This window comes from Sodalis-like endosymbiont of Proechinophthirus fluctus, from assembly GCF_001602625.1.
Classification (GTDB): Bacteria; Pseudomonadota; Gammaproteobacteria; order Enterobacterales; family Enterobacteriaceae.
In genome coordinates this window covers 1-11,905 of record NZ_LECR01000022.1, presented here as the reverse complement: position 1 = coordinate 11,905, position 11,905 = coordinate 1, and the positions used below count along the sequence as shown (strand labels likewise).

Annotated in this window: 6 protein-coding genes and 3 pseudogenes; 7 read left to right on the top strand and 2 right to left on the bottom strand. The window is 50.5% G+C overall.

Going from position 1 to position 11,905, the window contains the following annotated elements; translation table 11 throughout:
• Positions 1-511 precede the first annotated feature (511 nt).
• Positions 512-634: a hypothetical protein gene (locus BG74_RS18755; RefSeq protein ID WP_256364190.1), complete on the top strand. Its 123-nt coding sequence runs from the start codon at positions 512-514 to the stop codon at positions 632-634.
• Positions 635-1,152: 518 nt separating this feature from the next.
• Here the strand turns inward: BG74_RS18755 and BG74_RS10145 are convergent.
• A pseudogene (locus BG74_RS10145) lies at positions 1,153-1,266 on the bottom strand (DUF2498 family protein); the annotation flags it as partial.
• A 388-nt stretch (positions 1,267-1,654) separates the two neighbouring features.
• On the opposite strand from BG74_RS10145, the gene topA reads away from it, so the two are divergent.
• From topA to BG74_RS12425, 4 genes and pseudogenes are all read left to right on the top strand, one after another.
• A complete protein-coding gene (topA, locus tag BG74_RS02325; protein ID WP_066596358.1) occupies positions 1,655-4,243 on the top strand; it encodes a type I DNA topoisomerase in 2,589 nt (862 codons plus the stop codon).
• Between the two features lie 198 nt (positions 4,244-4,441).
• Positions 4,442-5,422: pseudogene (gene cysB, locus BG74_RS02320) on the top strand (HTH-type transcriptional regulator CysB).
• A gap of 321 nt (positions 5,423-5,743) precedes the next feature.
• Positions 5,744-8,307 (top strand): annotated as a pseudogene (locus tag BG74_RS15985) (aconitase family protein); the annotation flags it as partial.
• 302 nt (positions 8,308-8,609) lie between these two features.
• On the top strand, positions 8,610-8,786 hold the full coding sequence (locus BG74_RS12425) for a hypothetical protein (RefSeq protein WP_187202516.1): 177 nt from the start codon (positions 8,610-8,612) through the stop codon (positions 8,784-8,786).
• Between the two features lie 380 nt (positions 8,787-9,166).
• Here BG74_RS12425 and ribA read toward each other — a convergent pair whose 3' ends face one another.
• Positions 9,167-9,766 carry a GTP cyclohydrolase II gene (gene ribA / locus BG74_RS02300; protein WP_066596304.1) on the bottom strand — a complete coding sequence of 200 codons (600 nt, stop codon included), beginning with the start codon at positions 9,764-9,766 and terminating at the stop codon, positions 9,167-9,169.
• Positions 9,767-10,314: 548 nt separating this feature from the next.
• Between ribA and BG74_RS02295 the strand changes: the two genes are divergently transcribed.
• Positions 10,315-10,635, top strand: a complete 321-nt coding sequence (locus BG74_RS02295; RefSeq protein ID WP_066596303.1) for a LapA family protein — start codon at positions 10,315-10,317, stop codon at positions 10,633-10,635.
• A 6-nt stretch (positions 10,636-10,641) separates the two neighbouring features.
• Complete coding sequence (gene lapB / locus BG74_RS02290; RefSeq protein WP_066596302.1) at positions 10,642-11,811, top strand: lipopolysaccharide assembly protein LapB; 1,170 nt, start codon at positions 10,642-10,644, stop codon at positions 11,809-11,811.
• Positions 11,812-11,905: the final 94 nt, after the last annotated feature.

Genomic DNA, 11,905 nt, shown 5'->3' with positions numbered 1-11,905 from the left:
TGCAGGCACCTTCACCCTGCCCTGGCGGCAATATTCTGATTTTCTAAGAGACGCGGCGCAGAGCCTTGGTTAGGATAGCTGTCGACTGTTCTCATTATTAGCAAAGGTTTTGTGGAATTTATTTCGTTGTACAAACTTTTTCTGGCCAAAACCCTTACCAGTGAGTGGTATTGGCAATCAGCGAAACTCCAGCGACTGTGGGAAAAGGGAATTCCGCTCACCGTGGCGGTAGATAAGGTCACCACAAGCGGCGGTTAATATGATGGCCTTTGTCGCCGACTACATTGTCGCGGCCTCCTTGCCATTATCGTCTCCATCGGAGTGGTTGCGAAGATCCATAAATTCAACTACTTATAAAAATGTAACGATATTGATATGGAGTTGTATACCACCGGTGCCTATACAAGCGGACACTGATGCTGTTTGGCGAGAAAATTCTTCTACCGGGCGCGAAAAGTTCCAGCAGGAGTTGAATAAGACCCATCAGTTGTTCAATACCTTTGTTTAGCGCGTGCGTTCCGCGCTGGATGTCGATGTCGTCGCCAGCGGGTTGAACATTGGTATAGCGAGCAGGCAAAGCATTTGGGGTTGGTGGATGCTATCTGGTACCAGCGACGATGTGCTTATTGAGTAATTAGTGCGCTATTAAGTGATAAGCGTGCGTTTTATTGTGTTTAAACGCTGGATAAATCGTTTTACCGATAGCGCCGCGAATCCTGGAACAACGGCTTCTGCGCTATTGGAGCGCTCGTAAAAGCCTCTGCTGTAACCCGCAGGCCCGCGGCAATCTTGATACGCCAATACTGGATGCGCCACCATTGTATAGGTGATACAAAGACGGATGGCCGGCTACCGCGCGCTTTCGTAAAGCGGCGTACCTGACAGTTTGAGATACTGTCTAGTTTTAATGCCAGTCTTGAGCTATAACATGAGGACAATGGTTTGAGGCGGTCCCCTCCTTGGCGTTTGTCGCCCCTAATTTCTGGCCAAGCGTGAGAAGCGACGTCCCGGCAGTGCTGACATTCAGCCTGGTCTTTCATTTGATAACGTCCGTCACCGAGAGATTTATGCCGCGTTGAATGTCGACGTCTGTCAGACTGACTGGATGACGGGCGTTCATTACGGCATCGGCTGAGGCAGCGGTACAGTATATCAATCTGCCAGATGATATTTTTCCGATAGAACATGGGCGAGATGTTTAAACATATTAAATACGGCAGTGGTTTTCTACGTCGGTATTCCTTGCTCATCAAGAAAAAATTCACCGCTTGTAATACTCGGTTGTGTTTGTCGGAAAACCGACTAAGGTTTATTTGTTTATTTTACTGTATTTCTAATTGCGTAGCGGGTAAAGCAATTTTTCCTCTGCTTATTGGTTGCACCGGTTTTTTATCATGTACAGTGCAGCCCTTCGGCGCGTCGGGTGGTTACTTTGTTACCGATTAGCGGGGAAAGTAAGCAGCGATTGCCGGCGATTATTATAAAAATAAGCTTATTAACAATAAGTTGACCTACCTTTCTTATGTCTAGTGAGCGTGACAAAAACAGGTTGATTTTTGTCGGCGCTGCCGCAATATAAAAAAGAGGCATGCCCAGCCAGGGTCTAGCGCAAAAACTTCTTATTGCAGAAGACATCATTCAGGTAAAGGTAAAAATGGGTATAGCTCTTGTTATCGTTGAATCGCCAGCCAAAGCCAAAACGATTAATAAATATTTAGGCAAAGACTATGTGGTTAAGTCCAGCGTCGGTCACATCCGCGATTTGCCCACCAGTGGTTCAGGTAGTCAAAAGAGCGTCGATGCTAGTAAAAAGAAAAAAGGTAAACCTGACCCGCAGCATGCGTTGGTCAACCGGATGGGCATCGATCCTTACCATGGCTGGAAAGCGCAGTATGCGATTTTGCCCGGTAAAGAGAAAGTAGTGACTGAGCTAAAAGCGCTGGCAGAAAAAGCCGATCACATCTACCTCGCAACCGACCTTGACCGCGAAGGGGAGGCGATTGCCTGGCATCTACGTGAAGTTATCGGTGGTGATGATAAACGTTTTAGCCGAGTAGTGTTTAATGAAATTACCCAAAACGCGATAACTCAGGCCTTTGAACAGCCAGGGGAGTTGAATATTGACCGGGTCAACGCCCAACAAGCGCGGCGGTTCATGGACCGTGTCGTTGGCTATATGGTCTCGCCCTTACTGTGGAAAAAAATCGCCCGTGGCCTGTCGGCTGGACGGGTCCAATCGGTGGCGGTCAGACTGGTAGTGGAACGAGAGCGGGAAATCAGAGCCTTTGTGCCTGAGGAGTATTGGAAACTGCACGCCGATCTGCAGACGGCGCAGGCGTTTCCCTTGGTGATGCAGGTAACGCATCAGCAAGACAAACCCTTCAAGCCGGTAAATCATCAGCAAATTCAGGAAGCTCTCTATGGGTTTGAAAATACCGATTACGTAGTCAGCGACCGTGACGATAAGCCTATCAGCAGCAAACCGGGTGGCCCGTTCACTACCTCGACGCTACAGCAAGCGGCCAGCACCCGCTTAGGCTATGGCGTGAAGAAAACCATGATGTTGGCGCAGCGGCTGTATGAAGCCGGATATATTACTTATATGCGTACCGACTCCACCAATATAAGTCAGGATGCTCTTAATATGGCACGTGGCTATATCAGCGCATCATTCAGCAACCTGTATTTGCCGAAGCAGCCCAACGAATACGCCAGTAAGAACAACGCCCAGGAAGCACATGAGGCGATCCGCCCCTCCGATATCAATGCTTTGGCTGAGCAGTTGAAAGACATGGAAGTTGACGCGCAGAAACTTTATCAGCTGATCTGGCGTCAATTTGTCGCATGTCAAATGACGCCAGCGCAATACGATTCCACAACGCTGACTGTGACCGCCGGCGAGTTTCAACTGCGCGCCCGCGGCCGTACCCTACGTTTTGATGGTTGGACCAAAGTGATGCCAGCGTTGCGCAAGGGCGACGAAGATCGGACCCTGCCAGCGGTGGAGGAAGGCGAGACGCTGAAGCTTAGCAGGCTGCTGCCCAGCCGGCATTTCACAAAGCCGCCCGCCCGCTATAGCGAAGCCTCACTAGTGAAAGAGCTGGAAAAACGCGGCATTGGCCGGCCGTCGACGTATGTGTCGATAATCTCCACCATTCAGGATCGCGGCTATGTCCACGTGGAAAATCGTCGTTTTTACGCAGAGAAAATAGGCGAAATCGTTACCGATCGCTTAGAAGAGAACTTCCGCGAGCTGATGAATTACGATTTTACCGCCAACATGGAGGATACCCTCGATCAGGTAGCCACAAATCAGCAGGAGTGGAAGAGCGTGCTTGACGCGTTTTTTGACAAATTTATTCAGCAGTTGGAAAATGCCGAAAAAAATCCCGAAGATGGAGGTATGCGGCCTAATCAAATGGTGATGACCAGCATAGATTGCCCTACCTGTGGTCGCAAGATGGGGATCCGTACCGCCAGCACCGGTGTATTCCTAGGCTGTTCAGGCTACGCGCTGCCGCCGAAAGAGCGCTGCAAAAATACCATTAATATGATCCTAGAAGTGGAAACCCTGAACGTGCTTGAGGGCGACGATGCGGAGACCAATGCGCTGCGCGCACGCCGCCGCTGCAGGAAATGCAGTACCGCCATGGACAGTTATGTCATCGACGGCCAGCGTAAACTCCACGTGTGCGGCAACAATCCGTTGTGTGACGGCTACGAAATCGAACAAGGTGAGTTCCGTATCAGTGGCTACGACGGTCCGGTGATAGAATGTGAAAAATGCAGTTCAGACATGCAGTTGAAATTAGGGCGTTTTGGCAAATACATGGCTTGTATCAACGACGACTGTAAGAACACCCGTAAGATCCTGCGCAACGGCGATGTGGCGCCTCCAAAGGAAAATCCGGTGCCTTTGCCCGAGTTGCCTTGCGAGAAGTCGGACGCCTATTTTGTGCTGCGTGCCGGTACGGCAGGGATCTTTCTAGCCGCCAACACATTCCCAAAATCTCATGAGACTCGCGCGCCACTGGTTGCGGAGCTGGCCCGTTTCCGCGATCGCCTGCCGAAAAAACTGCGCTATTTGGCCGATGCGCCTGTCGAGGATGACGAAGGCAATAGCACCCTAGTGCGTTTCAGCCGTAAAACTAAGCAACAGTATATCTCTTCGGAAAAGGACGGCAAGGCCACCGGCTGGACCGCTTTCTATATTGATGGTCAATGGCAGATGACCAAAAAGTAATGGTGTTGTCGTCACGAAGAAGCCAGCCTTGTGGTTGGCTTTTTTAATTGATAATTAATTGATATTAAGTGTTTTTTTTATGATTAAATAATATTAGTCATAACCAACGCTTTTAAGCGCTTTCGCGGAACCTGGTTAGTCGCCGCTCGGTGGCATCTCACCGCGCGTCAGGTTCAGGATATTCGTCAGGATAAGCAAATAAAATTGCAGCAACTTCGATATATTGTGGAAATAGTTAACTACAACACCTAAATGTCTCTTCTATCGCTGATAGGATATAGCTTCTTAGCCTGGCATCAGCAAGCAGGTACGGATGCTTGAGAATGAGCTCGGCGTGTAGATTTTCGCCCGTAGCGGCAAGCATCTGACCTAGGTCACCCTGGCGGGTCAGGAAATTATCCGTATCTTGCGCGAGGTGCATGTCCAAGGTCGATGCCATTAAAGCGGTAGTAGGGAAGCATACTTATCCAGATAAAGGATCGCTGTATATGGCGACTACCCATAAACAGGCGCGTTACGCTCTGCCGGACGTGATCAAAGGGTTTATCGAGTGCGCTACCTGCGGATTTCACTGCATATGCATCAGGGCTCGCCGACCCAAATCGACGAAGTGGTGTCAAAGGGTGTCGCAGATTTCGCCATTACTACCGAAGCGATGCATACGTATGACGATCTGGTGATGCTGCCTTATTGTCATTGGAATCGAGCCATCGTGGTGTTGTCGGATCATCCTCTTGCTGGTCATAAATCGCTGACGATTGACGAGCTGGCAGCGTATCCGCTGGTGACTTATACCTTTGGTTTTACTAGCTGTTCCGAGCTGGATACGGCTTTCAATCGCGCTGGTCTAACGCCGTGTATCGTGTTTACTGTCACCGATGCGGATGTGATTAAAACTTATATGCACATGGGGATGGGCGTTTGCGTCATCACAAACATGGTGGTGAATACCCAAGCGGATCCGGATCTGGTCAAAATCAACTACGACGATCTGTTTACCTCTAGAGTACCACCAAGATTGTCTTTCGCCGCAGCACATTCCTTAGAAGATATGTATATTATTTTATTAATCTTTTTGCTCCTCACCTCACCAGAAATGTGGTGGATATGGCAGTGGCATTGCGTTCCAATGAAGATACCGAAGATATGTTCAAGGACATCAAGTTACCGGTGAAGTAACTGCACATCTTGGCCTGCCCATCGTCGTCGCCCCAGTTGGGAAGACACAGCTGCAGGCCATGTCCCGTTGTCGTCTAGCCGCGCTAATGTCTTGGTTGTGTTTGCGCGAATAGCCGCAGTGTCCGATGTTATCGCTCTCGCAGCGCTATCGGAGGCTGTTCCGAGCGCCTGACGTGGCAGCATGACTGCATCTCATGATTATACTCAACGCAGCAATAATCCCTCGATGTTATGAAAAATTTGCGGGTTATTTGTACTATCTTTAAATAATTACATCAATAAGTATTGGATTATTATAATAATAATTTAGTTAGAGGAGTTATGTCGTCATCAATTAAAGAAGCAAACAGAGACCAGTAGTTCACCGCGCACCATAAAACCTACCATTTTTCAATCTAGCGCGGGCGGAAGAACATATCGATCCTATCGACAAACTGCCCAACTCCATGAAAGTGCTGCTGGAAAATCTGCTGTGTCACCAGGATAGTGTCATCGTCACTGAGGCGGATTTGCGCGAGGTTGCGGGCTGGCTGAAAATTGCCCATGCTGAGGGCAAAATCGCCTATCGCCCAGCACTGGTATTGATCAGAATTTTACTGATGTGCCGACTGCGGTGGAGACCTGGACCTGGCGGATATGTGTGAGGTGATGAAACGGTTAGGGGAATAGTGAAGAGGCTTATGCGGAATAATCACTTGGAAATATCGTGTAATCTGGAGCGTTACACCTCCCTTTCCCTGCGCTGGGGGCATAATGCTTTCAGCCGGTTTCGCATGGTGCCACTGGAAAAATGTCTCTGTCATCAGTCAATCTGGAATACTTAGCCAAGACCGTGCAGGAAAAGCGGAATAGGCAAGAAATATCCTATCTGTATACGCTGGTCGGCACCGACTACCATGCCACTATGGTCAACTGGTTAGAGGTGTTGGGTTGATGCGTAGTGGGATTGAGGCGGAGGTAGCCATGCTCAGCCAGCCGGTATTGATGCTGATTCCAAATATGGTAGGATTTAAATTGACAGGTAAGTTCAAGGAGGGTACTATCGCGGCCGATTTGGTGCTAACCGTGACGCAAGTGCTACGTCAGCATGACGTAATCGGCAAATTTGTTGAATTTTATGGCGACGGAGGACTAGATATGTATTGCCGCTGTCGGATCGGGGTGGGATATCATCACCAATATAGCGCCCGGAATACTATAGCGCCCGGAATACGGAGCTAATGTGCGATCTCTGTGGATTCTTTCCGGTGGATACCATAACGCTTGACTGTCTACGCCTACGCCTTACCGCGTGCAGCGAAGAGCAGATCGCTCTGGTAGAGGACTACTCAAACAGCAGGGCCTGTGTTGTCAGACAGGTGACAAACCAGTTTTACCAGTATACTGGAGCTCGACGGTAAGCGTCGTAGCGAATGTAGCCGGTCTTCCAGCCTCCCCAGGATCGCGTAGCGTTGCCGGCCGTGTCGGAGGGCGTTCAGAGCCAGCGACGAACTGGCGTTGGACAAACGTGCCGCGCCGATCGCACTTCCGTTTGAGCTGGACGGCGAAAATTACCACAGCTGGATCAGGGCACGGTGGTGATCGCTCCTATTACGTCCTGTACCAATACCTCCAACGCCAATATTCTGATACCTCCAACGCCAATATTCTGATAGTGGACGAGCTTGACACCTTACCTTAACCAGTTAGGGTTCAATTTGGTGGGCTACGGTGTACCATCTGCATTGTCAACTCCAGCCCACTTAAACCCAGTATCGAAGCCGCGATCAAAGCCGGCGATCTGGCCGTCGGTGCAGTGCTTTCCGGTAGCCATAGTTTCGATGGGGCGTATCCACCCGCTGGTGGTAGCGTATGCACTGACAGGCAATTATGCTGATTAATATCAGCGATGATTCTCTAGACAGAGGAACCGATGGCAATCCGGTCTATTTACGCGATATTTGGTTACGCGATATTTGGCCCAGCTCGGAGAAAATCGCCCAGGAGGGTCGCTCTAGTCAACAGCACCATGTTTCACAAAGAATGCAGGGAAGTCTTCACCGGCAACCGTGACTGGCGCAATATCCGCGATCAACCGTGCCCCGATATACCATCGGCAGCCGAATTCTACCTATATTCGCTTGACACTGTTTTTTTGAAGATATGTTGCATCAGCTGAAACCACAGTTAAGAATATCCGCGTAGCTCTAATTTTGGCTATACTGAGGGTTCGGTGACTACCGACCATGTTTCACCGGCGGGCAATAATTAAGATAGACAGACCGCCGGCGGGACACTATTCTATTTTCAGCAACATGGCGTAAGCACAGAGGATTTCAACTCCCTACGGGTTCGCAGCGCGGCAATCATGAAGTGATGATGTACGGCACCTTCGCCAATATTCGCATTCGTAAAACGAAATGGTGCCGTACATCAAAGGGGTGTTAATACTCGTCATATCCCGTTAGGAGAGGCGTTGGCGATTTACAATGCTGCCATGCGCTGCGCCGCAGAGTAGGTCCCGTTGGCGATCATTTCCGAAAGAATAAAGTTCAGGCTTCAGACGAGATTGGGTCACTAATGGACTGCTACTGCTGGGGGGATCCCGGGTGGTGATGGCTGAAAGCTTTGAGCGGATCCATCGCTCCGACCTTATCGGGATGGAGATTTTTCCGCTGGAATTTCCCCACGGCGAAACCCGTAAGACGCTGGGCTTGAGCGGCGATAAAACCATCGACATCCCCGATCTATCGGCACACAAACCGGGCTGCGAAGTACCGGTGCTTTACCTAGACCGACGGGCGTCGCAATGCCATCGATGCGCTCTGCCGTATCGATATTGAGCTGACCTACTCTACTACCGTCATGACAGTATCTTGCACTATGTGATCCGCAATATGCTTAATGAACCGGTGGGAGACCCGGTCTTGAAACAGCCGGAAAGGCACCGCAGATGCCATTGCTGATAGCGATTAACGTCGCCTAAGTATCACCCGGCGGGCCGCGGTCTTGAGCAGCGCAAATGCATGCCTGCGGCGGTGTAACGCCGTAACGCATTCAATCTTGAAGGCGGATTAAGAGGGGAGTACACCCAGGAGAATCACATGGGCAAGGAGGAAGGCACAATGGCTCTTATGGATCTGGAAAAAGGAAACGCAGCCTGTACAGCGCAATACGGCGCTGCAGGGATTGGGATGGGTAGGAGCATATGCTGAATCCTGATTTCTATGAAATAATCCGTTCGGATACCTTTGTTAACCGCGCAGAAACGATATCCTCTCTGGTGAGGGAAAAGAGGCAGCCATCCTCGTTTGGTTGCGCGATGAAGGTAAATATTGGCAGTTGGTCTTTTCACCAGGGGATCCCAGAGGCAGGCTACAACTAGATAACCGCGTGGGCCGGCTATGGATGCGCTTGACTGTCCATTGCGGCTTGAAACCGGTATTCACCAGCAGCCGGCCATAGCGCTATACACCACCACTGTAGTTATGCACGCTGTGAATATTTTCTCCACACAGACAATCCGTTAATCGTATTTATATCTAAGTATCTAAATCCATTTATGGATAATGCGCGATTACCCCGGGGACGTTGTGGCGAGAAGCGGGTCCAGGCGACCCAGGGGAGGGAGAAACGGGCAACGCCCGTCTGTCGCTTACCGAAGGCACGGGTTGAATGGCAACCTGCAACTGTTATTACCGTTAGCACCGGCTCTTACGCTGCGTGCCGCAGTCGGTCATCCTTACCGCGATCGGCGGTTCCTATTTATTTAGCGGGGTCGTTGAGCAAGTGGCCCATTTTGACAACCTTAGTATCCAGATAGCGGGCATTTTTCGGGTTGCGGCCAACGATAAGCGGCATGCGTTCGCTGATATTAATGCCCGCCTCGGTCAGAATATCTATCTTTTTTGGGTTGTTAGTCAATAAACGCACTCTTTCCACGCCTAATAATTTGAACATGTCGGCGCACAGGGTGAAATCCCGCTCGTCGGCGGCAAAGCCGAGCTGGTGGTTGGCTTCGACCGTATCGGCGCCCAGATCCTGCAGGGTATAGGCGCGAATTTTGTTTATCAGGCCGATATTGCGGCCTTCCTGGCGGTGGTAGAGCAAAATGCCGCACCCTTCCTCGGCGATATGGCTCAGCGCTGCCTCCAGCTGGAAGCCGCAATCGCAGCGCAGGCTGAACAGCGCATCACCGGTAAGGCACTCGGAATGGACTCGCGATAACACCGGAGCCCGACCGGTAATATCGCCATATACTAGCGCCAGATGGTCGTGCCCAGTGGCGATTTCCTCGAAGCCAACCATTAAGAAATCTCCCCAGGGAGTCGGCAGGTTAGCCTCTGCCACACGTTTAAGCTGCATATTACTCTCCAAAATCCAATGATGACGCGCATCCTACTGCCTGCTGCGGTGTTTGACTAGTCTTCCGCTAGGGGTATCGTTCGGAATCTTCTGGGGTTATTTTGCCATAAATTTACACTATGACTGGATTTTTGTGTTTAATTGGCGACAAATTGTGCAACTGAGTATGCCATTAACCGTTGTTTGTGGTGCTTTCTTTTAAGCTTGCGTTGCACACAACCCAGCGGACAGCGAACAAAAAAGGGAAATTCAATAGTTGAAATTGAAAAACGTAACGGCGGCGAGTACGCTGACCCCGATATAGAAAGAAGCACTGAATATTCGTTCGCGCAGTTAATGAAACTGCAGGCGGGTGATTAAGCTTAGCCGGCAAAGAGAAAAGTGCCGCCAGCGGTTGGGTTTTTCCTGCGCCGGCCCTATAGTAGTTATTCAGTATGTGCATTTATTGCCGCCGGGAGGGAATGGAACTCCCCGAGCAACGGTAATTTTACTGTGTCAGATAGGCTAACAGTCTGAACATAAGACTAATACAGCTTGCAGGAAATCATGTGAAATACGTTCTGATAATTTTGTTAGTGCTGGTGATTTTTATCATCTCCGTTACCTTTGGCGCGCACAACGATCAGGTAGTGACCTTCAACTATCTACTGGCTCAGAATCAATTTCGGGTATCAACCTTGCTCACTTCACTGTTTGCCGCCGGCTTTGTCATCGGCTGGGTCATTTGCGGCTTGTTTTGTCTGCGCACTCGTGTAGCGCTGATGCGGGCCGAGCGCAAAGTGAAACGGCTCGAACAGCAGCCTGCGCCGGTGGAAGCAATTCCCTCCGTCCCCACTCGTACCCCACCAGTCGTTGCGCCTAAGGAATAACGCATTATGTTAGAACTGCTGTTTCTGTTGCTGCCCGTGGCCTCCGCCTATGGCTGGTACATGGGGCACAGGAGCGCGCAGCAGGATAATCAGCAGGAAGCGAACCGTCTTTCCAGAGAGTATGTGGCCGGGGTGAATTTCCTGCTATCCAATCAGCAGGATAAGGCAGTAGAACTGTTCCTTGATATGTTAAAAGAGGACAGCAACGCCGTCGAGGCGCATCTAACGCTGGGGAACCTGTTTCGTTCTCGTGGTGAAGTTGATCGCGCTATCCGCATCCACCAAGCGCTGATAGAGAGCACCTCGTTAACCTTTGAGCAGCGGTTATTGGCGATGCAGCAGCTTGGTCGTGACTATATGGCGGCCGGCTTTTACGATCGAGCTGAAGACATGTTCAGCCAATTAGTGAACGAAGACGATTTCCGGCTTTGTGCCTTGAGCCTGCTATTGCAAATCTATCAGGCAACCAGCGAATGGTCGAAGGCGATAGACATCGCGGAAAAGTTAGTGAAGCTCGGTGTAGAGCAGCGCCGGGAGGAGATCGCCCATTTTTATTGCGAGCTGGCGCTCCAGGCAATGGGCAGTGACGATATGGATCGTGCCGTCACCCTTTTGAAAAAAGGGGCATCGGCAGATAAAAATAGTGCGCGTGTATCTATCATGCGCGCTAGAATTTATATGGCGCAGCAAGATTACGCCGGCGCGGTCGGTGAATTAATGCGGGTGTTGGATCAGGATCGAGAAATGGTCAGCGAAACGCTGCCGATGCTGCAGGACTGTTATCAGGCGTTAGGACAGACGGGCGCCTGGGCAGATTTTCTCAAACGTTGCGTAGAAGAAGATACCGGCTCGTCAGCAGAACTGCTGTTGACTGATATTATTGAGCGTGAACAGGGCCCGGAAGCGGCGCAGGGCTACATCAATCAACAATTGCGTCAGAATCCGACGATGCACATGTTTCATCGTTTGATGAATTTCCACCTCAGCGAGGCTGAAGACGGTCGCGCCAAGGAAAGTTTACAGACGTTGCGGGATATGGTAGGCGAACAGATTCACACTAAACCCCGTTACCGCTGCCAAAAATGCGGATTCACTTCCCACAGCCTGTACTGGCATTGCCCATCATGTAAATCCTGGGCGTCGGTTAAGCCGATACGTGGTCTGGACGGCCAGTAATCTTCTAACGTTGTGTCGTACCTGCCACAACCGGCGTCGGGCAAGCCTTTCTCCGTTCCCGTTCTGGGCTTTTGTGGTGCCAGCGGGTAAAATG